Source organism: Shewanella spartinae (genome assembly GCF_019457555.1).
Classification (GTDB): Bacteria; Pseudomonadota; Gammaproteobacteria; order Enterobacterales; family Shewanellaceae; genus Shewanella; species Shewanella loihica.
The window spans coordinates 863,891-888,084 of the sequence record NZ_CP080418.1; the positions used below are offsets into that span (position 1 = coordinate 863,891).

The following is a 24,194-nucleotide window of genomic DNA, read 5'->3' on the forward strand; positions in this document are numbered from 1 at the left end:
ACCTAGTTATCCGTCTCTTCGATTAACCTATGCGGTTGATGGATAGGGTTTATTAGATAAAGCATTTAGTTTTTGAGCTTCAACTAGCTTTGACCAATTTGGCTATGTATAGCGTTAACCGTTATTGTTTTGAATTGCCTGCGGCAGGCTATACGTGCAGATACGCCTGTGAGACGCCGTGAATACTTCCTTGTAGGCTCTGCCGAAACATCCCTGTTTCGGAAGCTCACCGGCGTATCTACACCTATTTATTTATCTCTTCGATTTAGCCACATTTGGTATCCATTAGCTTGATTAAGCGCATATTTTGGGGATGAGGGAGTGTTAGATTTTCGGCTTTAGTCGTCATCAGATATGGAATAATCCTTGTGTGAATAACGCCTGTCTTAGAGGTGAAAGGTACTGGGCTGAAACTAGGGGAAATGAGTACAAGCCAAGTGTATTGTGTTAGTTTTTAAGGTGTTTGTTATAGATTCCTTCCACTAACTTCATTCCAAATTGCGTCTCTCGCTTCTGGAACAGTAATCAAGATCCAGGCAAGACCTAGGAGAATACAGCAAACGCAGATCGATATTAATCCAGCAACAACTCTTCTGCGCGTTTCATTTGCTAGATAGTATTTAGGAAAAAATACCGAGATTCCCGAGTACTTAAGCAGGAAGGGGACTTCTTTTCCACATTTGTGCAAAGTGGAAAGACCAATGGCTGCAGCTAGCCCTGTAATAAATCCAACTAACCAAATTCCGACAAAAATGTTCGCAATGAAATCCATGCTCATAAGATATAACGCCTTGCTATGGGACGAGTGTTGGCTTGCTAAACTTGGTGAGGAACGAACCTGAGCAAGCTATTTCGAGTCCCATCCATAAACCGCTTGTTATACGAACATTAGCATCAGAAAGGTGACCATTGTTGATGTTACTGCAAAACCCACAATAGACAACAGAACCATAGCATTAAACTTTTTAGGGTTTTCAGCCTTGTAGTATGTGCCAAATCTTGTCTGTATCAACTGCCACTTTAGCGCTAATAAGGTATGAACAAAGCCTGCTATTGAAGCAACAAGCAAAATTGTAATTAAAACTAACTTGCTCAACTCAATGTCTGTTGCAAAGCTAGCAGAAGTTAACAGCATTATTGCAGCTGGAAACAGCCACATTAACTTTGCTTTTGCTTGTGCGTAGTTTTTGGAGCGTAGGTGCTTATTCATCCGTGTTCGTATAACGCCCGCCTATGGGGCAAATGGAGTGGGCTAAACTTGAGCGAAGCGAAAAGCCCGCGAAAATTTGTCCCAGCGAGTTTACGAGCAACATAAGGCGCTTGTTATGTTGCGATTTCATAACTTCCATTTTTTATTGATTGCCTTGGTTATAGCTTCCTGAGGATCAACACCTAATTCTTCTAATTTACTGCGCAAAACCTCAATGTGAAGCCAAGGACAAGCTGGATCATCACATGCTACATCGGGATCACCTTCGTGCTCAAACACCAGGTGAAAACAAAGCCAATGCATTTGCTCAAAGACTTTGTAATCCTCGGAATACTTTTCTACTGGCTTCTTGCAGTGTACGCATATTTTAGGGTTACTCATGATGATTACTGCAAACTTTCCTTAGCTACATAACGCCTTGCTAGCCCGAAACATTGCGAGCGAGTCAGCGAGTAATTTTTGGGTTGAGCAAATTGTTATGCTCAACGTTCATATAAAACTTTAAAATTCGTTTCAAATGCGGGCTGCATTACTTCCGCATACCAATTTTCATCTATAGAGGGAAAGATTTTACTTAGTATTCCGATCAGATGTTCGAAACCACTTTGTTCTTCATGCGCGAGAAACACTTTTCCATTATTAAGCTCAAACTCCAAACAAATTAAATCGGTCGTGATTAGGTCGTCCTTATAGGTCACTATTTTTATGCATTCCTTCCACTCAAAGCTGCTCTCTTCAATACTATCTCTAAAGTATCGAATACCTATATCATTACTTGATAGCGAGCATTGAGAATTATTTCTCCTAGTAAAAAAGTTGCTTATCTTTCGGGAAATGTTCATCTATTTACTTAGCATAACGCTTATTAGCGAGAATGCCGCCTATGTAAATCACTTCCTACTAATGTACATCGCGGCAAACTTTTTAAATATCTGAAATTTATATCAATAACAGTATTACATAACAAGGAGAGAATAAGCAGCCCGAAAACAAAGCGAGACTTGGCTTATTTGAGAGGAAGGGCGAGACCTCCACCACTCCCTATTAAATGGCTGATGCTCAGTTTTTTACTAAATTTAATCAATTAGTTACGAATTTTCAAAAAACAAAGCGAGAACAGCAAGATTACATAGTAGGAAGCGAAAGGGGCGCTTTTTTGCAAAATCTGTATAGATGCGCAGTCTAGCGAGTAGAGTTTGGCAACCTGCCGAACACTCATCTAGCCCTCCTACTCACATCAAATGAAGCGAAATCGAAGAGACGTTGAATACCCAGTGTAAACACGATTTTGGCCTTCGAAATCAGGGATGATTTCGCAGAGCTCACAGGGAAGTGCTCGTGGCGTGCCAAAATAGTGTTTGCACGATCCCCGCCGGACAGGCGTTAGGTTGCCATGAAGGTACGACCTTCAACCAGCATCCCAACAACAAACCCGGTAGACGCTACAGCAGCAAAATGTGAACAAACGCTCCCAGCTGGGCAGGCGTTAGATTGCCATGAAGGTACGACCTTCAATCCCCTACTCAATTCAAGTAAGGGTAAAGCCTGAAACCCTTGAAGCAAATAATGACGTTAAATCGAAGAGGCGTTGGATACCCAATGTAAACACGATTTTGGCCTTCGAAATCAGGGCCAAAAATGTTCCCAACATTTTTTGGCATTCCCTCCATCCGTGGAGGTCAGATAATTTCGCAGAGCCCACAGGGAAGTGCTCGTGGCGTGCCAAAATAGTGTTTGCACGATCCCCGCCGGACAGGCGTTAGGTTGCCATGAAGGTACGACCTTCAATCTCTCGTTCAAACACCACTTCAGCTAAGGGCTGAAACCTTCAAAGGCTAAGCATACGCCGCTGAGTATGCAGATCAAAAACCTAGTTTTGCCTCGTAAACGCCTGGCAAATATTCTGCTCACCTATCTGCTTGGCGCGCTTGAGCGCCACCTCGGCGTTACTCAGGTATTGCTCCAGGTTCTGGCCTGTCTGGTAGCTGGCGATCCCCATGCAGATGCCTGTGCCCAAGCCTATCTCGTTGAGGCCGTTCAGGGACTTGACCGCGAAGTGGTGGGCGTCGTCCGAGCTGGTGTCCGGCAGTATGACGATCAGCTTGCCCAGCTGCCAGTGAGACATCTGGTAGTTGACCGGCAGGGTCCTGAGGATATGGATCTCCACCTCCCGCTGACGGTTCTCCAGCTGGCCGATATCACTCATGTGGCTCAGCATACTCTCGGCGGTGATGTCGATCAGCAGCAGGCTGGAGTGCTCGCGACTGACGGGGCTGAGTGACTTGAAGTAGTCGTCCAGATCCCTGAGGTTCACTAAGATGGCGCTGCGGTGGGGGATGAAGTCGCCGGTGTCTTGCAGCAGGGCGCGCTTCTGCGCCTGCTCCAGGGTGCAGACGATATGTTCTATCTCACCGGCGGCGTCCAGGTGGCCCTTGAGGGTCGCCTGTAGGCAGGTGTTCTCCTTGCTGTTGGGGTCACAGAGGATCTGCCCCTTCCAGCTGCCCTGCAGCAAGATCTGCTGGGTGATCCTCGGCCACTGGGAGCTGAGGTCGTTGTTGAGCAGATCGGTGAGGTTCTTGCCCTGAATGTCGTGGATGGAGACCAGCTGCATGAAGGCCTGGTTGGCCAGCTCCAGCATGCCGTTGGCCTGCACCAGGGCGCAGGGGATGGCGTTGTCGTTCAGCAGCTCGTTGAGCTTGGCCTGATGCTGGACCTTTCTCAGCTGAGATACATCCTCGAAGGTGACCAGATAATATTTTTCCTGACGGCTGCGGCGCGGTGAGCTGGTGACAGTGATCGCCAGATGGCTACCGCCGGGCGAGTCGAAGTCGATGACCCCTTGCCATTTGTTATTGGCCTCAAGCTGGGCCGCGACCTCGGCGTACTGCTCGTTCTCGAACTGCAGGATCCGCTGCAGGTTACGATCTTGCAGCTCGTCCAGGGGCAGGCACAGCAGCTCGGCGGCCTTCTCGTTAGCTGTCATCACCCGGTTCTTGTCGTTGATGATCACGCAGCCGATATCTTGGTGGAACAGGCGGTGGGCCAGCTCGATACTGTATTCCCGCGAGCGCTGACCGATGCGGTAGGAGTGGCTCAGCAGGATCAGCGCCAGGGCCAGCAGGGTGAGCACCACGGCGCCGACGATTAAGATGTTGCGCCACTCTGAGAATAGCTCGGCGATGGCGTCGTTGCGCACATAGGAGACCAGGTAGTATTCCCGGCGCGTCTCATACTGAGTGGTCAGCTCTATCTTGAGGTAGACGAAGGTGGCATCGTCGCCGTGGAACTGGCCGAAGTTGCTCATGGCCATCTTGCGCCACAGCGCCGGATAGGTCTGGCGCAGGCTGCCGCCCATGGTATCCGGGATGCGGTTGATGGTCGGCTTGCTCTCGGCGCCGGCGTACAGTAGCCCCTGGGTGTCGAGCATCATGAGCGGCGACTCGGCGCTGGAGTAGGCGGGCTTGATGCTTTTCAGCATACGGCTCATGGACTGATAGGTCAGCAGGTAGCCGCGCACGCTCTGATCGGGGTTCTCCAGCCAGGCCAGCTGATACAGGTAAGGCTCGAGCTTGCCCTTGATGGGGGTAAACTCCAGCGGCGAGGTGTAGACCTCGTTGCCGCCCATGTTGCGCGCGCCGCCGAGCAAGGATGGTGGTAGCGGGTCGCGGCTAAAGTCGTTGGTGGTGGAAAACTTATACTTGCCCTGGGGATCGAACAGGGCGATATCGAGCAGCTCGGGGATGTTGCGTATCATCACCTCCCAGCTCTGTTGTAGCTTGAGTTGGCGCACCTCGCTGGGGATGGTCAGATAGCGCTTGAGCAGCTCGTCGTTGGCAAACATCTGGGTGCGGAACTGCTGGAAGGAGACCTTGTCGGCGATTAGGGTGCCGACAGATTGCAGTTCGCTGTATCTCTGGGTGGCCCAATCTTCCTGCAGGCGACGCTCGCCCAGGGTGATGATGACGTTGGTGAGGAGCAAGACGCTGATCAGCAAGATGATGATCTGGGTGACCACCGAGAAGATGCGTTGCGCAGACCAGTGCAGCCCCTGTCCGGCGATCAGTTGTGGTTGTTTCTGCGTCAGCATTGCAAGCGGTGTTTCCCCAGTGATTTTGCGGCTATGTTAGCATGATTTTCGCCGCAGAACACAGTCGGTTACAAACCGGCAACGCCCCGGTAAATCATCGGATGACGCCCCGCTATTTCAACCTGCGGCGCCCAGATAGCTTAACCGACGACGCCGAGCTTTCTGTGTTTAAACTGCGCCTTGGCATCGAGCACCAGGGCGCGGCATCTGTCGATATCCACCCCTTCCAGGCCTTCGATGGCCGACACCTGCACCTGCTCGATATAGCCGGGTGCCATACGGATAAAGTCCCACAGTGACTCATAAGCACCTTTAAGCTTGGGCTGGCAGTGTTTGAGGTAGGCGGCTTCGGTATCGGCGTTGAGCGAGATGGAGAGGGCGTCGACCACCTCGGCTAACTCAGGCAGTATGTTGCGCCGGTGAAACAGGTTGCCCAGGCCGTCGGTGTTGACCCGCACCTTGCCGCCGCGGCGTTTTATCTCTCTTGCCACGCTAAGCAAGGTGGCTAGGTTGAGGGTGGGCTCGCCGTAGCCGCAGAACACATATTCGTCGAACTGGCTCACCTCGCCCAGCAGGGGGATGAGCTCATCGGCTCTTGGCTGATGGTCGAGATCCAGCTGGTACTCATGTACCTGCTTGCTGCCGTTATGTTTGGGGCAGAACTGACATCTAAGGGTGCAGCGACCCGTGATGTTGAGGTAGCGGCTGTTGCGAATGTCGTAGACTAAGGTGGACTGGCTCATGGTACTCGACGCTGTGATTGACTGGCCTTGGCAAAATGAGTTGCAAGGAGAATGGCAGGAGTCTAGCGCGTTTGGCGTAGCGAAAACCTCTGCTGGATCAAAAAGGGAGGCTAAGCCTCCCTTCGAATTTAGATTGGTTAGGACTGCTCGCCCTCGACGCTATGGCTACGGGGCTGCCACCACCAACGGAACACGCGGCCGGTGAGCTGCCTGATATCGTTGAGTATGATGTAGAGCACGGGCACCAGTACCAGGGTCACCACGGTGGAGAAGAGGATACCGAAGGCCAGCGAGGTGGCCATAGGGATCACAATCTGCGCCTGTAGACTGCGCTCGAGGATGATGGGCACCAGACCGACGAAGGTGGTCATAGAGGTGAGGATGATCGCCCGGAAACGATAACAGCCCGCGTCTATGGCGGCATCTTTAAGCGGCAGGCCCTGAGCGCGGGCGCGGTTGACAAAATCCACCAGGATCAGCGAGTCGTTTACCACCACCCCGGCCAGCGCCACGATACCACACAGGCTGAGCACGCTCATGGAGAGCCCCAGGATGAAGTGGCCGAACAAAGCGCCTATGATACCGAAGGGGATCACCGACATGATGATCAGCGGCTGGCTGTAGGACTTGAGCGGAATTGCCATAAGCGCATAGATGGTGAACATGGCGAAGAAAAAGCCCTGGATTAGGCCTATCATGGCGCTCTGCTCATCGGCGCTGCCACCATCGAGTGTGGTGGAGATGTGGCGATACTTGCTCTCAAGGTAAGGCAGGAAATCCTTCTGGATCTCACCCACCACCTTGGAGGGCTCGACCACATTCTTGTTGGCGTTTGCGATAACCGTGATGGCGCGGCGGCCATCGACACGGGTGATCGACGAGTAGGAATCACCCAGCTCTATGTCGGCCACGCTGGAGAAGGGCACCGAGGTGCCTTGGGGCGTACGGATCATCATGTTTTCCAGATGCCCCAGGGTGCGGCGCTGCTCGAGCGGATAGCGCACCATCACCTTGACTTCTTCTTTGTTGCGCAGAATACGCTGGGCCTCATAGCCGTAGAAGCCGTAACGCACCTGGCTGGCCAGATCCGACAGGGTCAGCCCCAATGCCTCGGCCTCGGGTTTGATTGCCAGGCGGATCTCGTGGCTGCCGGAGGAGTAGTTGTCCGAGATGTCATACACCCCCTCGTAAGTGCGCAGCTTCTGTTTCAGCTCGTCGGCGGCCTGGGAGAGCTGCTCGAGATCGCTCGAGGTGAGCCTGAAGGAGATATCGCCACCGGCGTCGTTGGTGCTGGCATTGATGTTAAGCTTCTTCACCGAGATAAGCTCTGGCAGCGCCTTGCGCCAGGCATCGGCGATGGTGACGCCGTCTACGTCCCTGTCTTCGCCCTTGGTCAGCTCGGCGAAGATGAAGGCGGAGGTGCGCGAGCCCATGTTGATGAAGCTGTGCTTCACAACCGGATAGCCGTACTCGTCTTCCATCTGATCGTTCATCACATAGAGGGCGTTCTCGATCTCCTTGACCACCTTGAGGGTGTTGGCCTCTGAGCTGCCCACATCCATCTCCAGCCGCACCTGAATGAAGTCGGACGGAATATCGGGGAAGAAGACCCAGCGCACCTTACCGCTGGCGACCAGCGCCACCGAGAGGATGAGCACGCCGACGAAGGTGGCGACCACATTGTATCTGTGCTCGATACAGCGACCGATGAAGCTGCGGTAGCTGTGGTGAATGAAGTGTTGCACCTTGTTGTTGAGCGCCGTCTTGAAGCGCACAAACAGGTTGGGGTTAGGGCTCGGGCGGCGTGGCTTTAGGTGAGCCAGGTGCGCCGGCAGAATAAGCTTAGATTCCACCAGTGAGAAGGCGAGACAGAGGATCACCACCAGGCCGATGGATTTCCAGATGATCGCCATGGGGCCAGAGACCATCAACATGGGGATGAAGGCGGCTATGGTGGTCAACACGCCGAAGGTGGCGGGCATGGCGACCTTATGGGCCCCCTTGATCACATTGTCCAGCGAGTGGCCGTGGCGCTCGATCTCCGTATAGGCACTCTCGCCGATGACGATGGCGTCATCCACGACGATACCCAGCACCAGAATGAAGGCGAACAGGGTCAGCATGTTGATCGACAGCGAGAAGGGCTCCAGTGGCATCAGCAGCATGGCGCCGAGGAAACAGACCGGCAGGCCCATCATCACCCAGAAGGCCAGACGCAAGTCGAGGAACAGCGCCAGAATGATAAATACCAAGAGGGCGCCGTAGAACATGTTCGACAGCATCATGTTGAGACGGCCCTTTAGGTAGTGGGTCAGGTCGCCCCAGGTATCTAGCTGAGCAGTGGCTGGCAGGGTGGCGCGGCGCTCCTCCACATAGGTTTTCACCTGGGAGGAGATATCCAGCGCGTTTTGATCGTCGACACTCAGCACCTCGATAATGGCCGCCGGTTTACCGTTGAAGCGGGTATATTCCAGACGCTCCTCGAAGTCGTCGCGAATGTTGGCCACCTCGGGCAGCATGATGCGGCTGCCATCCTTGCGGGTCTTGACCACTATCTTGGCAAAGTCGTCGCCGGTGTAGGCCTGGCCCTTGGTACGCAGTAGGATGTCGCCATCCTCCGCGCGAATCGAGCCGCCGGGCAGGTCGATGGAAGAGTTACGCACCGCCATCGCCACGTCGGCGAAGCTGAGACCATATTCACGCAGCTTGTCTTCGGACACCTCTATGCCTATCTCATAGTCACGCACGCCGGTGACCTGGGCGCGGGTGACGGCGGGTAGGGCGGTGATCTCTTCACGTATGCTCTTGGCCAGCTCCTTCATCTCGTGCAGGTTCATGTCGCCATACACTGAGACCCAGATAACGTTGTTTTCTGGCTTGATGCGGAAGATGTTGGGCTTCTCGATATTGTCGGGGAAGGTGGCGATGGCGTCGATGCGCAGCTTGGCCTCGTCCAGGATATCCTGGGCATCGAAGCCGTCCTCCACCTCTATGGTGACGCTGCCAGAGCCTTCGCTGGCGACCGAAGTCACCTTCTTGATGCCGCTGATATCCTGGATCGCCTCTTCTATCTTGATGTTGATCCCCTCTTCGATCTCCTGAGGGGCGGCGCCGGGGTAGGCGACGGTGATCTGCAGATAGTTCAGCTCGAAGGAGGGGAAGACCTCCTTATTGATCAGCACAGTGCTGAACAGGCCGCCGATCAGCAGCGCAAACATCAAGAGGTTGGCCGCCACGCTGTTGCGGGCGAACCAGGCAATGATGCCCTTATTGGTATTGGTCTCCATTACTGATCACCTGCTGCCACTAGGGTCTGCTGGCTCTCATCCTCTTTGTCCTGGCTCTGAGACTTGTCCTCTTCGCCGATCACCTTCACCAGCTGGCCGGTGGCCATGTTGTTGATGGTGGTCAGTGAGATGCGCTCGCCATCTTTGAGGCTGTCCTTGATATAGACCTTGTCGATATCGCTGCGCACCACATTGACCTCACGCATCTCTAGGGTGTTGTCATCGCGTACCACGGCGACCTGGTGATCCCGGACGATATAGCGAGGCAGCTTGACTATCCCCTCGACGGTGCGGCCCTTGATGATGGCGTTGACGAAGCTGCCGTATTTCAGCGGCAACTGGCCTTCAGTCTTGTTCTGTCTTAAGTAAGGGTCTTTCACCTCGGCCACCAGGTAGACCATGCGGTTGTCGGCGTCGATCACCCCTTCGCTGCGTACTATTTGGCCTGTCCAGTTTACCGTGCGGCCCGCCAGCTCGGCGCTCAGGGTCACCTGGGTATCGGGATTGTCGATAGATTCCAGGTAGGCCAGCTCATGGTTGGCCAGCGGCAGACGGATCTCGGCGATGCGGGTGTCGTACAGCTCGCCCAGATTAGTGCCCAGGGTGACATACTGGCCCAGATCCACGTTACGGGACTTGATGATGCCATCGAACGGCGCGCGTATGGTGGTGCGCTCCAGGTTGCGTTGGGCACGCGCCAGGGCGGCCTCGGCAAACTTGACGTTGGCCTGCTCCTTCTTGAGCTGTGGCACACGCAGACCAAGCTCTGGCGGCACGCCGCCGTCGTAACCTTTCCAGTCCTCTTTGGCCACTTCGCCGCGGGCGATCTCTTCATCCAGCGCCGCCTTGGCCTGGGCCAGGGTGGCCTGCGCCTGCATCAGATCCGCCTCGTAATCCGAGGGTTCGATCTGCGCCAGCATATCGCCGCGCTTGACTATGCCACCGGCGACAAACTTGTCCGAGATGGTCAGCATGCGTCCCTGCACCTCTGTGACCAGCTGGGTCTTGTTCTTGGGGAGCACCACGCCGTAGGAGGGCAGGTTTAATGAAACGGTTTCACTTCGTACCGGCATCACGTCCACTATGGGAACCGGCATCTCTTCCTCTTTCTGCTCTGGGGCTTCCTGAGTACTCATCAAGAGGGCGGCAAACAGGCCGAAGACGATCAGGATAAGAAAAGGGGGGAAAACTCTTCGTAGGATAATTTTTATCATTGACTTCATGCTATTCCGTGCTGAGCTGAATGCCCTATAAATTACCAGAGTCTCTGCTGTGCGCAAAAGTCTTTTTGTAAATAAAATGTGTCAAATTTACTCTGTTAAACCAATTTAACATATTGAAAATCAAGTGAAGCTGGTGACACTTGCTACCAATTTGTTAAATTGCCATAAAAAAAGCGCCCCCTAAGGGACGCTTAATTGCCGAGACGGCGGGCGTTTGGCGAGCCTAACGCTAGCGCTTCTTCTTGGCTTTCTTCGGGCTCTTCTTGTCGCTGCTCTTCACCTTCTTCTTGGTGGGCACCTTAGCTTCCTTGTGCTTAGGGCGCAGCGAGTCGATCACCCGGCGTTTCAGCGGCTGCTCGATATAGCGCTCAATTTTGGCGACGACGCGCATATCGTGGGCCTCGACCAGAGAGATGGCCGTGCCCTTGTTACCGGCGCGGCCGGTACGGCCGATGCGGTGCACATAGGTGTCTGCCGAGCGCGGCATATCGAAGTTGATCACATGGGTGATGCCGTCGATGTCGATACCGCGGGCCGCCACGTCGGTGGCCAGCAGCACGTTAACCTCGCCCTTGGTGAAGCGGCCCAGCGCCTGAAAACGTGCCTTCTGTTCCATGTCGCCACGCATGAAGGCGCAGTGGATACCGGCCTGTTGCAGCTGACCTTCCAGGCTGGCTACGACCTCACGAGTCTTGACGAAGACGATGGCGCGGCTGACCTCTTCACGTTTGAGGATGTCGCACAGCAGGGCAAACTTATGCTCTTTGTCGTCGGCCAGGTGCATCCATTGATGGATCTTGGCCTTCTCGCTGCGGGGCGGCTTGGTTTCTATGGTCACAGGATTGGTCAGCAGCATCTCGGCGAAGCGGCTCACGCCGCCGCCTTCCAGGGTCGCAGAGAACAGCATGTTGTGCTTACGCTGCTGCGCCTCGATGGCGATAGACTGCACCGCCGAGGAGAAACCCATGTCCAGCATGCGGTCGGCCTCGTCGAGTACCAAGATCTCCACCGATTGGGCGTCGAAGAGCTCCTTGTCCAGGTACTCCATCAGACGGCCGGGTGTGGCCACCAGGATGTCGATATTTTCCTTGAGCGCCTGCTCCTGTGGAGCGTAAGGCACACCGCCCGTGATGATGGCGATATCCAGCCCCAGGCCGGTGGCCAAATGGCTGGCGTATCTGTGTACCTGGCTGGCCAGCTCACGGGTTGGAGCGAGGATCAGCACGCGCGCTTGGCCCGAGTAGCGGCGGGGGAAGTCCAGCAGATGTTGCAGCGCCGGTAGCAGGAAGCTGGCGGTCTTGCCTGTGCCTGTCGGTGCCCTCGCCAGGATATCTTTGTGCTCCAGGGCTAGGGGGATCGTCTGTTGCTGGATGGTGGTCGGGGCAAGATGGCCCATCGCCTTGAGCGACTCGAGCAGGGTGTCGTCAAGGTGGAAATCTTCAAATTGCATGCGCTGCGTCTCTCTAAATAATAGCGGCGCATTATACACCCAAACCTGAGTAAAGTGCGAGGCCGCTCACCTAGCCTATTTGCTGCGGTTTAGAGCTTGAGGTAGAAGGCCTGGGTCAGGGCAATCATAGCTTGGCTGTATGCCCCTGAGGCATCGCGAATGCTGAGGTGCTCAGCCTCTATCGCTTCGCCAGACTCGGCGCTCGAGACGCCGTGGCTCAGGCAGAGCAGATGCCGTTGAGGCGCCTTATTGGGCGCTGTGGTGATGTCGACCCTGGCAATTAGCTTGAGCTCAAAATCGGCCAGCAGGGTTAGAAATCGTCCCAGGCTGGCATTTGGCAAGATCAGGCTCGCCTTGCCCTGGGGGGCCAGCAGCTGCTTGATGGCTGACAATAGCTGGTCAAACGCCAGGCTGTCCGTGTGTCTGGCCTGGGCGCGTTTGCTGCACTGAGACTGAGGCCCGTTGTCGAAATAGGGCGGATTGCAGAGGATATGGTCGAACTTCGTTTGTACGCCTGGATACCACTGCAGCAGATCCGCCTGGATCAAAGTGATGCGTGAGCCCCAGGGACTCTGGTCGATATTGTGCTGGCAGTCCTGCGCCGCCAGTCGGTCTATCTCCAACGCCTGTATCGCCGCCTCGCTGCGCTGGGCCGCCATCAGGCTCAGCAGACCACTGCCGGCGCCGATATCCAGTATGGTTTTGGCCTGGGTGAGTGGTGCCCAGGCGCCCAGCAGGACGCCATCTGTGCTGACGGGCATGCCGCAGTGGCTGTCATCGACGTGAAATTGCTTGAAGGTAAAGGGCATGGCCTGATGTTGGAGATTAGAGATGCGTGGGGCGCATTGTACGTGATCCCATCCAATGCAGAAACCCGCTAATGCCTGAAACTCGCTTGAGCCAGAAATTCGCTTGGCGCTGAAAGTCCGCTGTTACAGGGGCGCAAAACAGTGAATCTTGCTAGGGCCAAATGTTGCCTGGTGTGAAGGGTGAAAACAGCCTGTGGCGAGTTTGTTAAAATTAGGCTCTCATTTGCATCGATCTGGCGCCACAATCTTGTGTCTCGGCGGCCTTTTTGCTAATAGTAGGTCCTCCTATCGGGGCTGAAAGCCTTGATTTGAGCCAGGTAAGCCAGTTTGAATGCATTTTTAGCGTTAGTTAATCCTGCTGTCGTTCAAGAAGTAGCCAAGAATGGGCTAGATTTACCACGGAGACGTGTAATAAGAAGTTTACACGCAATGAAGGTCGCGGTCATTAGCCAATAATTTCCACTAAGCGATTAAGATCATTATACAAAGCAGATTAACGGGGCGTTGTGTGCAGAACAATAAATTGAGTATGACGGATACATTGGGCTTAGGTTTCATGACCTTTGCCTTCTTCTTAGGCGCGGGGAACCTGATCTTCCCGCCGCTGGCCGGATTCCTTGCCGGTGAGAATATGTCTTGGGCCATGATCGGCTTCCTGCTGACCGCGGTGACCCTGCCGCTGGTGACCCTGATTGCCGTGGCAAAGGCCAATGGCAAGGTGATGGGCCTGTTGCCACCGCTGGCCGCGACCATGCTGGCGATCGCCATCTACATCATCATAGGCCCAGCCTTTGCCGCGCCTCGTGCAGGCCTGGTGGCCTATGAGATGGGCTACAAGCCTTTTATCCAAGATGCTCAGGCGAGTTTTGAAGTCGCCGGTGTCGTCTTCACCAGCTCACAGCTTCTCTATACCAGCATCTTCTTCGGCATCGCCATGTTGCTGTCGCTGTTCCCCGGTAAGTTGCTGGACAGCGTAGGTAAGGTGCTTACTCCTATCATGATCATCCTGCTGGTGGGTCTGGCGGTCTCTGTGGTTGTGCTACCAGGCTCAGACGTGGCTGCTGCCGTGGGCGACTATCAGACGAACCCGCTAACCAAGGGGATCATCGAAGGCTATAACACCATGGACACCCTGGCATCGTTGATCTTCGGCATGCTGATCATCGACCTGCTGCGTAAGAAGGGCGTGGATTCGCCAAGAGAGCAGACCAAGTACCTGGTGCGCGCGGCCTTTATCGCCGCCGGTGGTCTGGCGTTCGTCTATGTATCACTCTTCTACCTGGGCGCGACCGCCGGTGATCTGGCCGTAGGCGCCGATAATGGCGGGGTGATCCTGACCAACTATGTGAACCACCAGTTTGGCGCCTCGGGTCAGCTACTGCTGGCGGCCGTGGTGACTCTGGCCTGTCTGACGACGGTTGTCGGCCTGGTGTCTGCCTGCGCCGAGTACTTCAACGAGCTGATGCCTAGCCTCTCATACAAGCTATTGGTAGTGGTGATGAGCGTCACCTGCGCCGTGGTGGCTAACGTAGGTCTGGCGCAGCTGATCAACATCAGCATTCCTGTGTTGGTGACCATCTACCCTGTGGCGATCGCCCTGGTGGCGGTGACCTACTTGACCGAGCGTTTTGCCCAGCCTGCCTTCGCCCACCGCATGGTGTTGAGTGTGGCCCTGGTGTTTGGCATCATCGACGGCCTCAAGGCGGCGGGTGTCAACATGAGCATGTTCGACGTGATGCCACTGTCGGCTCAGGGCATGGCCTGGTTAATTCCGACGGCAATTACCATCTTTGCCTGCTTGATGGTCAAACGCCCACGAGGTGAAGCGGTATTAAATTGATGCCAGCCTAAGCCATAGCGTAAGATAGCGGTGTTAACTCTAAGAGTTAGCACCGTTTTTGTATCTAAAGGATTTCCTGTGCTAGCTGAGAGCAACGAATATCAGACCGATCCCCTCATCGAGCCGTTTCTCGATGATCTCTGGGCCGCCAAGGGACTGAGCGATCACACGCTGCAGGCCTATCGCAGCGATCTCAGCCACTTCGACCGTTACCTTAATAAACAGGGCTCCAGCCTGCTATTGGCCAGTCAGGCTGAGGTGCGTGACTATCTCGCGCTACGGGTCGAGCAGGGCTTTGCCAAGACCAGCAGCGCCAGGCTGCTCAGTAGCCTGCGGCGCTTCTATAAATACCTGCTCGCCAAGAAGCTGATTGAGATCGACCCCATGGCGATGATCAAGCCGCCCAAGCTGGCGAGAAAGTTGCCCGATGCCCTGAGTGAGGCGGACGTGGATCACCTGCTTAACGAGCCCAACCGGGAAGATCCCGTCGAGGCCAGGGATCGCGCCATGTTGGAGCTGCTCTATGCCAGTGGACTGCGGGTGTCTGAGCTGGTGGGGCTGACGCTGGATCAGATGAGTCTGAGGCAAGGTGTGGTACGCATAGTGGGTAAGGGCAGCAAGGAGCGCCTGGTGCCCTTTGGCGAGCAGGCGGGCGCCGAGATAGAGGATTATCTTAAGGCGGCCAGGTTCGAGCTGTTAAAAGGCAAGGCCAGCGACGTGGTGTTTCCCTCCAAGCGCGGCAACATGATGACCCGCCAGACCTTTTGGCACAGGATCAAGCTCTACGCCCAGCGCGCCGGGATTGTGGTGCATCTGTCGCCTCACACCCTGAGACACGCCTTTGCCACCCATCTGCTCAATCATGGCGCGGATCTGCGGGTGGTGCAGCTACTGCTGGGTCACAGCGATCTCTCTACTACCCAGATATACACCCATGTGGCCAAGGCCAGATTGGCCCAGCTGCATCAAGCCCATCACCCCAGAGGTTGATGCGAAAGCCACAAAATTGCACTGTGAAGGCCTAAGTGATGGCCTCCATTGCGATTATTCGTTTGCTTTAACGGCCTCGAGCATGTAACTTTTCTGCCTCTAGGCCGGTCTATAACAATGACATCTTGGTCATAGCAAGTTTTAGTAACAATTTAGGTTGGAAAACCGGCAGCCTATTTTGCTTTAATGCTATTAGCCCTAACACCCTATAGGAATTCTAATGAAGTTTACCCGAGCGCTCACCTTAGTTGTTGCCATGGTGGCCACGCCCCTGATGGCGGCATCAAACAACGTGGTCGACAATGGCGACCAGTTGAAGCAGAAATTATCAGATACCCTAGGCGTCGAGGTGCAAAACCTTAGCCAGTCGCCAATCCCAGGCCTGTATGAGGCGATCACCAACCGTGGCGTGCTCTACATCAGCAAAGACGGTACTAAGCTGTTTCACGGTAACCTGTATGATCTCGACAATGGCATGAAGAACCTCACCGAGGCCGCCCTGGCTGGCCCACGTATGGAGGCTATTAAGCCGTTTGAGCCAAACATGCTGGTCTACAAGGCCAAGGATGAGAAGCATGTGGTGACAGTATTTACCGACATCACCTGTGGCTACTGCCGGAAGCTGCACAACCAGATAGACAAGTACAACGACCTTGGCATCACGGTTCGTTACCTGGCCTTCCCTCGTCAGGGCGTGCCATCGAAGAATGCCAGCGATATGGAAGCCGTATGGTGCTCGGCCGACCCACTTAAGGCGCTAACCGATGCCAAGGCGGGCAAGCAGATTGGCGGCGCCAAGTGTGACGCTAAGATCGCCCAGCAATACAACCTGGGTCAGAGCCTGGGGGTTAACGGCACGCCAGCCATTATCTTGGAAGACGGTACCATGATCCCGGGTTATCAGCCGCCTGAGCAGCTACTCCAGGTGCTGGACCGCATCCAATAAGTCGCTAGTGTGCGAGACAAGGTGAGCCTGGGCTCACCTTTTTTTTGGCCATCTTTTACTGTGTGTTCCGAGCTGGCTTTGTTATGCTAGCGACAAGATTTTTAGAGGTTGTTTGAGTCGTGATCCATAAGATAGTGCGCCGCCCCAAGGTAGATGACAGCCATCTGCCGAGTCATCTTTCTCCCATTCTAAAGCAAGTCTACGCCAGCCGAGGCTGCACAGTGGACGACTGCGAGTTGGCGCTGGCTAACCTGCTGCGCCCCGACACACTCAAGGATGTGGACAGGGCCGCGGCCATCATTGCCGATGCCATGGCTAAGCAGCAGTCGATTCTGATCGTCGGCGACTTCGACGCCGACGGTGCCACCTCCACCAGTGTCTGCTTGCTTGCCCTACGAATGATGGGCGCCGCCAATGTGGATTACCTGATCCCCAACCGCTTCGATTACGGCTATGGCCTCAGCCCTGAGATAGTTCAGGTGGCCCAGCAGAAGGGGGCAGAGCTGCTGATCACCGTCGACAACGGCATCTCATCCATCGAAGGGGTCGCCGCGGCCAAGGCGCTGGGGATGCAGGTGGTGATCACCGACCATCACCTGCCGGGCAACAGCGTGCCCGAGGCCGATGCGATAGTGAACCCTAACCAGCTAGGCTGTGGCTTCGCCAGCAAGGCGATCGCCGGGGTTGGCGTGGCCTTCTATCTGATGTCTGCCCTGCGCGCCGAGCTGCGTAGCCGTGGCTGGTATCAGGCACAGGGCATACAGGAGCCCAATCTCGCCACCCTGCTGGATATCGTCGCCCTGGGCACAGTGGCGGATGTGGTGTCGCTGGATACCAACAACCGCATCCTGGTGGACGCCGGCCTCAAGCGGGTGCGCGCCGGACGCTGCCGCCCGGGGATCACCGCGCTCTTGGAAGTTGCCAAGCGTAACACATCCCGCATCGTGGCCTCCGATTTTGGCTTCGCGGTCGGCCCCAGGCTCAATGCCGCCGGGCGCCTGGACGAGATGGCCTTAGGGGTCGAGACCTTGTTGTGCGACGACATGATGCGTGCGCGGCGCATGGCCAGCGAGCTGGACGGACTCAACGCCGAGCGGCGCGAGCTGGAAACTGACATGCAACAGGAGGCGCTAAAGAGCCTAGAGAGTCTGTCGCTTAATGAGGCCGAGCTGCCCTGGGGGATCGCCCTCTACCAGCAAGACTGGCACCAGGGGGTGATCGGTATCCTGGCGTCGCGAATCAAGGATAAGTATCACAGGCCGGTGATCGCCTTCGCCGAGGCTGGCGAGGGGGAGATCAAGGGCTCGGCGCGCTCCATAAAGGGGCTACATATGCGCGACCTGCTGGAGCTGGTCAATGCCCGCCATCCCGGAATGATCATAAAATTTGGCGGTCACGCCATGGCGGCGGGCCTGTCCCTGCGCGCCGGTGAGTTTGAACGTTTCGCCAAGGCCTATGATGAGGCGGTGCGCGAACTGCTTGCGCCCGAACAGCTGACCGGCGAGATCGTCAGCGACGGCGAACTAAGCCCGGCTCAGCTTAACATGGCACTGGCCAGGGAGCTTCGCAGTGCGGGCCCCTGGGGGCAGAACTTCCCCGAGCCGATATTCGACGGCGTGTTTCGTATCCTGCAGCAGCGGATCGTGGGCGAGCGTCACCTCAAACTCGTGCTCGAGAGCGAATGCGGCCAGACCATGGTGGATGCCATCGCCTTCAACGTGGATCTCACCACCTGGCCCGATGCCACCATCCAATACGCCGAAGTCGCCTACAAGCTGGATATCAATGAGTTTCGCGGCAACGAGAGCCTGCAGCTAATGGTGGAGCAGATCGAACCTAAGTAGCCTTGGTATTAAGGTTTAGGATTGCTTTGTCGACGGCCAGTATTTTTTGAAAAAGCATCTGACGGCGTGATTGTTAAGGCTCTTCTGAAAGGCTATAACTTAGCTGTTACCTAACGCCTGCCCCGCGGGGTCGCTATATGGAAGTACGAATGTCGTGATCACAAGGATGTGAGAGAACGACGTATCTACATCATCTTATCTAACATATTTTCGATTTGGCGGTGCTCTCGTATGATGAGGGAATGGAGCAACATGTCGCGAACATTCGATCCTGATTTCGCTCCTCTTCGCAATATTTAAACTCAGTATTCAACGCCTCTTAGATCGACTTATTGGTGCTACTGCGGTTTGAAGGCGGCTCAGTTTTTGTGGGCAAGTGAATTCCCCCTGCTAGCCGCTTTACCTATCGAAGCGGCAGCGTATCAAGATGATGCTTAAATTGTGATAATCTGGTGTGGAGCGTAGAGATGCAAAGATGCACAGAAGGTGCTGCTGCGAGAGGGCGCTATCATCAAATACTGATATTCACATCGATAAGGAAAGGAGACCTTAAATTATGCAAAGCGTTGTTGAAGTACTAGAGAGTGAAGGGTTCAACGTTCGTCAAAAGGATAGCAAAGCCATTGTGAAGCTCGATGGTCTCGCTAACCCTGTCACGGTTACCAAGGATATTGCGAAGGACGAGTATAAGCTTGGCAGCAACGATTGGGGCAAGTCGTTATCTGCTTCTTTGGCCCTTATGTTCGGGCTTTATGGATATCAACACCAGAGTGGCAGCTTTATTAGTTCCGTTTTTATTGCTGGAGGCCTGTGGCTGTTTGTCGTCGTGCTGCTTACCGAGCTTAAGTTGACAAAATTGCGTGCTCTTGTCGATAAGCTCAATCGAGAAAGGCAAAGATAACAAGTGATTATCGCAATATCACTGTAGCCACAGTGTTCGACAAAAATTAATGTCAGGGAGTAAACATGGATGTCAGTAAGAAGCAGTTAGATGCTGCGACGCGGGAAAATATCATTTCAGCTCAGCAAGCTGAAGCCCTCTATCAGTTCTTAGCCGCTCAGCCTAGTGCCAATCCCAAATTTACCTTTACCCATGTGCTCTATTACTTGGGTGGGCTTATCGCCATCGGCGCAATGACACTTTTCATGAACTTAGGGTGGGAGTCCTTCGGCGGCGCAGGTATTTTGTTTATCTCGATGCTCTATGCGGCTGTTGGTTTAACCCTGACCAACAGGTTTTCAGCAAGAGGCCTCATTATTCCCGCTGGCATTTGTGCCACCTTTGTCGTCTGTCTAACCCCTCTAGCGATTTATGGCCTGCAACAATGGTTAGGTGTATGGCCAGATGAGAGTGCCTACAGGGATTATCACAGAGTCATAAAATGGCATTGGTTATACATGGAACTGGGTACACTCGTCGTCGGCGTCATCACCGCGTGGCGATATAAATATCCCTTTTTAATCATGCCTATCGCGGTCACCCTCTGGTATATGACGATGGACATGACTGTGGTGATCTCGGGTGATGATATAACATGGGAGCTTAGGTCCTTAGTCTCAATGTATTTAGGCCTGTTAATGATAGGGCTCGCCTTTTGGGTCGATATCAGGTCTCACCATAAGGCTGACTATGGCTTTTGGATTTACATATTTGGGGTCATCGCTTTTTGGTGTGGTTTATCTTTCCAGCACTCTGACAGTGAACTATCAAAGTTCATCTATTTCTGCATTAACCTGTTGATGATTGGGGTTGGCGCGCTGTTAGTTCGAAGAGTGTTTGTGGTGTTTGGTGCCCTTGGCAGTTGCGGCTATCTCAGTTACTTGGCTTACGACGTCTTTAAGGATAACTGGCTGTTCCCGATCGCATTATCGTTTATCGGGCTCGGGGTGGTTTATCTCGGTGTGCTCTGGCAGAAGCATGAAAAAGCCATTACCGAAAAATCGAGAGCATTACTGCCGGCGCCACTTAGGGCATTGCTGGAATCGAAGTCGTGAATTGGCTTTTTACATGCTTGCCATGAGGCAATAAAAAAGTCGCCAATTGGCGACTTTTTACTTATTAAAGCAGCAGACTAGCTTACAGGCTTGGCTCTTCGCTGTAGTCCTGGCCATGGTATTCCAGGCAGGCATCGACTTCGTTGGCCGAGCCTAAGATCACAGCGACGCGCTGGTGGATCTCGCTTGGCTGAATGTCCATGATGGTTTCATAACCGGTAGAGGCCTTGCCGCCAGCCTGTTCAACTAGGAAAGACATAGGGTTTGCCTCGTACATCAGGCGTAACTTGTATGGCTTCTCTGGGTTCTTGTTGTCGGCCGGGTAGGTGAACAGGCCGCCGCGTGACAGTACGCGGTGCACGTCGCCAACCATGGCAGCGATCCAGCGCATGTTGAATGACTTTTCGCGCGGCCCTATCTTGCCAAGCAGCAGATCGGCAATATAGGTCTGCATCGGCGCTTCCCAGAAACGCTGGTTAGACATGTTGATGGCAAATTCGCTGGTATCCTTACTGATGGACATGGCTTCGTTGGTCAGCAGGTACTCGTTGGTCTCTGGGTTGAGGGTAAACAGCTGCACCCCTTGGCCTGTGGTGAGGGCCAGCATGGTCGATGGACCATACAGCACGTAACCGGCGGCGACCTGTTGACGGCCGGGCTGTAGGAAGCTCTGCTCGCTCAGCTCACCGCTTGGAGCCGGCAGTACCGAGAAGATGGTGCCCACCAGCGAGTTGATGTCGATGTTTGACGAGCCATCCAGTGGGTCGAAACAGACCAGGAAGTCGCCACTCTGACCCACCTCGACGATATGATCTTCCTCTTCTGAGGCCAGGCCTCGTACCGTGCTGTCGGCCGTGAGCGCCTCTTTAAGCATGTCATTGGTGATCACGTCGAGCTTCTTCTGGGTTTCGCCCTGAACGTTTTCCTGTTCTGTGGCGCCCAATACGCCGGCGAGGGCGCCGTGACGCACCGCGTGACTGATGGCTTTAGAGGTATCGGCCAGCGTGGTTAACAGCTGGGCCAGCGGGGCTTGAATTCCTTGAGAACTAAGGTGTTGTGCCAGAGTTTGCATGTTATTTCCTATGACAAATGGGAGCTAGGCTCGCACTGGAGATCAGATCTTGTTTATCTTGTTATGCGGGCGATTCTACCCCAGATGAATCATTTTTTCAGCGGCAATTTAGCCCGTCTGGATCGCGGTTTTTGTTTTGCGTCACTTTAGGGCACAATGCTAGCCTGCAATTTGACCTATACCTGTTTTCTATCCAGGACATAATAATGACTAAAAAATGGATAAGTTCAGCCTTGATGGCGGTGCCTATGTTTCTATCTCACGCGGTAAGTGCGTCACAACCCCAACTTGCGCAGCCTGTCGGCGGCAATGAACCTCTCACGATAGAAAGGCTCTACGCCTCTCCCGCACTGGCGGGCAGTAGCCCCAGGGGCTTAAAGCTGTCGCCCGACGGTAAGCGTGTGACCTATCTGGCTGGTCGGGCAGAGGATCAACACTTCTACGATCTCTGGCAGATGGAGGTGGCGACTGGTAAACAGAGTCTGCTGCTGGACGCCGACAAGTTAAAGAGCGGTGAGCTGTCCGATGAGGAGAAGGCGCGGCGCGAGCGTCAACGCATCTATGGTCAGGGGATCATGGAATATTTTTGGGCGGATGATAGCCAGGCGCTGCTGATCCCGGCATCGGGCGCCCTCTATTACTACTCGCTGGGCGATAACAAGGTGACGCCACTGCCTGTAGGGGAGGGTTTTACCACAGACGCCAAGCTGTCGCCTAAAGGCCACTATGTCTCTTTCGTCCGTGATCAAAATCTCTATGTCTTCGATCTGCGCACTCAGAAGCTGACTGCCATGACCACAGACGGTGGCGGCGCTATTAAGAACGGCATGGCAGAGTTTGTCGCCCAGGAGGAGATGGACAGAATGACGGGTTACTGGTGGGCGCCGGATGAGTCGGCCATCGCCTTTACCCGTATCGATGAGTCGGGTGTCGAGCTGGTGACTCGCAACGAGATCTATCCCGATGGAATCAAGCTAACCGAGCAGCGCTACCCCTATGCCGGCAAGAATAACGTGGCCATCACCCTAGGTGTGGTGACTCTGGCCAATAAGCAGGTACGCTGGGTCGATCTGGGTGAGGAGAAGGATATCTATCTGCCGAGAGTGAAGTGGTTGCCTGATAGCCTGCAGCTGTCGTTTCAGTGGCAGAGCCGAGATCAGCACAGACTGGATCTGCGGATCTTAGATCTTCGCAGTCAAGATGCGCCCATGACCATGATCCGCGAGGAGAGTGACGCCTGGGTGAACCTGAATAACGACCTATATTTCCTCAAAAAATCACCGCAGATGTTGTGGGCATCGGAGCGTGACGGCTTTAACCATCTGTATCTGTTCGATCAGCAGGGACGACTGCTTAAGCGGTTGACTAAAGGCGATTGGGCGGTGGACGAGCTGGTGCATGTGGATGAGCAGGCGGGTTGGGTTTATTTCACCGGCCGCAAGGCGAGTGTGGTCGAGCAGCACCTGTTTCGCGTACCGCTTAAGGGCGGCAAGATAGAACAGCTGAGCAAGCGTAGTGGCATGCACGCACCGGTATTTGCCGACAATCAGGCGATCTACCTGGATTACTTTAACAGCTTGTCGCAGCCGCCGCAGATCAGCCTTCATGACGAGCAGGGCAAACGCCTGGCCTGGGTCGAGCAGAACAAGGTGGACAAGAGCCATCCCCTTTATCCCTATTTTGGTCAGTGGCAGCTGCCTGAGTTTGGACAGATAAAGGCCGAAGACGGTCAGGCGCTGCAATATCGCCTGTTTAAGCCGACGCAGTTTGACGCCACTAAGCGGTACCCTGTGGTGGTGCGTGTCTACGGTGGTCCCCATGCTCAGCTGGTGGTTAACAGCTGGAGCGAGCACGACTACTTTACCCAGTATCTGCTGCAGCAGGGCTTCATCGTATTCCAGCTGGATAACCGCGGCTCGGCCCATCGTGGTACTAAGTTTGAGCAGGTGATCTACAAGCATCTGGGCGAGGCTGAGGTGAATGACCAAAAGGCCGGTGTCGACTACCTGCGTAGCCTGAGCTATGTCGATGGCAAGAATATCGCTATCTATGGCCATAGCTATGGCGGCTACATGGCGCTGATGAGCCTGTTTAAGGCGCCGGACTACTTCAAGGCGGCTATCTCGGGTGCCCCCGTGACCGACTGGTCTCTATATGATAGCCACTACACAGAGCGTTACCTGTCGCACCCGGCGACCAATGCCGAAGGCTATGAGGCCTCTAGCGTACTGCCGTACGTCAAAGGTTATCAGTCTGGCCTGCTCATGTATCACGGCATGGCCGATGACAACGTGTTGTTTGAGAACAGCACCCGTGTCTACAAGGCGCTGCAGGACGAGGGCAAGCTGTTCCAGATGATAGATTACCCCGGCTCTAAGCACTCGATGCGCGGCGAGAAGGTGCGCACTCACCTCTATCGCTCACTGGCCGACTTCTTCGATAGGCAGCTGAAGCACTAAGTTATCGGCGCTAGGCCTTAGCAAAACAAAAGCCCTGTTGCTTATCGAAAGCAGCAGGGCTTTTTGTGGGAATAGCAGTCTTGAAGGCAGATGAGTTGGTTTTGAATTAATTTTAATAAGGTATGAATAAACCTAACTAATCTTAGTTAGCCTAGTTTTAGAACCTTTGTGCACCTATCAAAAGAAGCGAAATCGAAGAGATAGAAGATACCAGTGTAAACACGATTTTGGCCCTTGAC

16 protein-coding genes are annotated in these 24,194 nt (G+C 54.5%); 7 read left to right on the forward strand and 9 right to left on the reverse strand.

Annotated features, from left to right (window positions below; all coding sequences use genetic code 11):
* Positions 1 to 877 precede the first annotated feature (877 nt).
* The 8 genes from K0I31_RS03885 to K0I31_RS03920 form a co-directional block, all read right to left on the reverse strand.
* A complete protein-coding gene (locus tag K0I31_RS03885; protein ID WP_220079971.1) occupies positions 878 to 1,210 on the reverse strand; it encodes a hypothetical protein in 333 nt (110 codons plus the stop codon).
* A 126-nt stretch (positions 1,211 to 1,336) separates the two neighbouring features.
* A complete protein-coding gene (locus tag K0I31_RS03890; RefSeq protein ID WP_220079972.1) occupies positions 1,337 to 1,591 on the reverse strand; it encodes a hypothetical protein in 255 nt (84 codons plus the stop codon).
* A gap of 1,489 nt (positions 1,592 to 3,080) precedes the next feature.
* Complete coding sequence (locus tag K0I31_RS03895; protein ID WP_220079973.1) at positions 3,081 to 5,297, reverse strand: PAS domain-containing protein; 2,217 nt, start codon at positions 5,295 to 5,297, stop codon at positions 3,081 to 3,083.
* A 140-nt stretch (positions 5,298 to 5,437) separates the two neighbouring features.
* Positions 5,438 to 6,040 (reverse strand): TatD family nuclease-associated radical SAM protein, encoded by a 603-nt coding sequence (locus K0I31_RS03900; protein ID WP_220079974.1) that lies wholly within the window; start codon positions 6,038 to 6,040, stop codon positions 5,438 to 5,440.
* A 137-nt stretch (positions 6,041 to 6,177) separates the two neighbouring features.
* The gene (locus tag K0I31_RS03905) at positions 6,178 to 9,327 is read right to left on the reverse strand and encodes an efflux RND transporter permease subunit (RefSeq protein ID WP_220079975.1); all 3,150 of its coding nucleotides are present in this window, start codon (positions 9,325 to 9,327) and stop codon (positions 6,178 to 6,180) included.
* A complete protein-coding gene (locus K0I31_RS03910; RefSeq protein ID WP_220079976.1) occupies positions 9,327 to 10,541 on the reverse strand; it encodes an efflux RND transporter periplasmic adaptor subunit in 1,215 nt (404 codons plus the stop codon). The genes K0I31_RS03905 and K0I31_RS03910 overlap by 1 nt, the downstream gene beginning before the upstream one ends.
* 238 nt (positions 10,542 to 10,779) lie before the next feature.
* The gene (srmB, locus tag K0I31_RS03915; RefSeq protein ID WP_041406410.1) at positions 10,780 to 12,000 is read right to left on the reverse strand and encodes an ATP-dependent RNA helicase SrmB; all 1,221 of its coding nucleotides are present in this window, start codon (positions 11,998 to 12,000) and stop codon (positions 10,780 to 10,782) included.
* An 89-nt stretch (positions 12,001 to 12,089) separates the two neighbouring features.
* The gene (locus tag K0I31_RS03920; protein WP_220079977.1) at positions 12,090 to 12,809 is read right to left on the reverse strand and encodes a tRNA1(Val) (adenine(37)-N6)-methyltransferase; all 720 of its coding nucleotides are present in this window, start codon (positions 12,807 to 12,809) and stop codon (positions 12,090 to 12,092) included.
* 529 nt (positions 12,810 to 13,338) lie between these two features.
* Here K0I31_RS03920 and brnQ point away from each other — a divergent pair.
* The 6 genes from brnQ (at position 13,339) to K0I31_RS03950 (ending at position 20,424) form a co-directional block, all read left to right on the forward strand.
* Entirely contained in the window at positions 13,339 to 14,649 is a 1,311-nt protein-coding gene (gene brnQ, locus K0I31_RS03925) for a branched-chain amino acid transport system II carrier protein (protein WP_258406167.1), read from the forward strand.
* A 78-nt stretch (positions 14,650 to 14,727) separates the two neighbouring features.
* On the forward strand, positions 14,728 to 15,639 hold the full coding sequence (gene xerD, locus K0I31_RS03930) for a site-specific tyrosine recombinase XerD (RefSeq protein WP_220079978.1): 912 nt from the start codon (positions 14,728 to 14,730) through the stop codon (positions 15,637 to 15,639).
* 220 nt (positions 15,640 to 15,859) lie between these two features.
* The gene (gene dsbC / locus K0I31_RS03935) at positions 15,860 to 16,585 is read left to right on the forward strand and encodes a bifunctional protein-disulfide isomerase/oxidoreductase DsbC (protein ID WP_220079979.1); all 726 of its coding nucleotides are present in this window, start codon (positions 15,860 to 15,862) and stop codon (positions 16,583 to 16,585) included.
* Between the two features lie 119 nt (positions 16,586 to 16,704).
* On the forward strand, positions 16,705 to 18,429 hold the full coding sequence (recJ, locus tag K0I31_RS03940) for a single-stranded-DNA-specific exonuclease RecJ (RefSeq protein WP_220079980.1): 1,725 nt from the start codon (positions 16,705 to 16,707) through the stop codon (positions 18,427 to 18,429).
* A 556-nt stretch (positions 18,430 to 18,985) separates the two neighbouring features.
* Positions 18,986 to 19,330, forward strand: coding sequence for a hypothetical protein (locus K0I31_RS03945; protein WP_220079981.1), 345 nt, complete (start codon positions 18,986 to 18,988; stop codon positions 19,328 to 19,330).
* Positions 19,331 to 19,395: 65 nt separating this feature from the next.
* A complete protein-coding gene (locus tag K0I31_RS03950; protein WP_220079982.1) occupies positions 19,396 to 20,424 on the forward strand; it encodes a DUF2157 domain-containing protein in 1,029 nt (342 codons plus the stop codon).
* An 82-nt stretch (positions 20,425 to 20,506) separates the two neighbouring features.
* Here the strand turns inward: K0I31_RS03950 and K0I31_RS03955 are convergent, their stop codons facing one another.
* Positions 20,507 to 21,496, reverse strand: a complete 990-nt coding sequence (locus K0I31_RS03955) for a class 1 fructose-bisphosphatase (protein WP_220079983.1) — start codon at positions 21,494 to 21,496, stop codon at positions 20,507 to 20,509.
* Between the two features lie 206 nt (positions 21,497 to 21,702).
* Between K0I31_RS03955 and K0I31_RS03960 the strand changes: the two genes are divergently transcribed.
* A complete protein-coding gene (locus K0I31_RS03960) occupies positions 21,703 to 23,955 on the forward strand; it encodes a S9 family peptidase (RefSeq protein WP_220079984.1) in 2,253 nt (750 codons plus the stop codon).
* Positions 23,956 to 24,194: the final 239 nt, after the last annotated feature.

Coding starts and splice junctions, on each gene's coding strand:
- K0I31_RS03920 (WP_220079977.1), bottom strand. CDS start 12,809: ATGCCCTTTACCTTCAAGCAATTTCACGTCGATGACAGCCACTGCGGC.
- K0I31_RS03885 (WP_220079971.1), bottom strand. CDS start 1,210: ATGAATAAGCACCTACGCTCCAAAAACTACGCACAAGCAAAAGCAAAG.
- K0I31_RS03910 (WP_220079976.1), bottom strand. CDS start 10,541: ATGATAAAAATTATCCTACGAAGAGTTTTCCCCCCTTTTCTTATCCTG.
- K0I31_RS03955 (WP_220079983.1), bottom strand. CDS start 21,496: ATGCAAACTCTGGCACAACACCTTAGTTCTCAAGGAATTCAAGCCCCG.
- K0I31_RS03895 (WP_220079973.1), bottom strand. CDS start 5,297: ATGCTGACGCAGAAACAACCACAACTGATCGCCGGACAGGGGCTGCAC.
- K0I31_RS03890 (WP_220079972.1), bottom strand. CDS start 1,591: ATGAGTAACCCTAAAATATGCGTACACTGCAAGAAGCCAGTAGAAAAG.
- srmB (WP_041406410.1), bottom strand. CDS start 12,000: ATGCAATTTGAAGATTTCCACCTTGACGACACCCTGCTCGAGTCGCTC.
- K0I31_RS03905 (WP_220079975.1), bottom strand. CDS start 9,327: ATGGAGACCAATACCAATAAGGGCATCATTGCCTGGTTCGCCCGCAAC.
- K0I31_RS03950 (WP_220079982.1), top strand. CDS start 19,396: ATGGATGTCAGTAAGAAGCAGTTAGATGCTGCGACGCGGGAAAATATC.
- dsbC (WP_220079979.1), top strand. CDS start 15,860: ATGAAGTTTACCCGAGCGCTCACCTTAGTTGTTGCCATGGTGGCCACG.
- brnQ (WP_258406167.1), top strand. CDS start 13,339: ATGACGGATACATTGGGCTTAGGTTTCATGACCTTTGCCTTCTTCTTA.
- K0I31_RS03900 (WP_220079974.1), bottom strand. CDS start 6,040: ATGAGCCAGTCCACCTTAGTCTACGACATTCGCAACAGCCGCTACCTC.
- K0I31_RS03960 (WP_220079984.1), top strand. CDS start 21,703: ATGACTAAAAAATGGATAAGTTCAGCCTTGATGGCGGTGCCTATGTTT.
- K0I31_RS03945 (WP_220079981.1), top strand. CDS start 18,986: ATGCAAAGCGTTGTTGAAGTACTAGAGAGTGAAGGGTTCAACGTTCGT.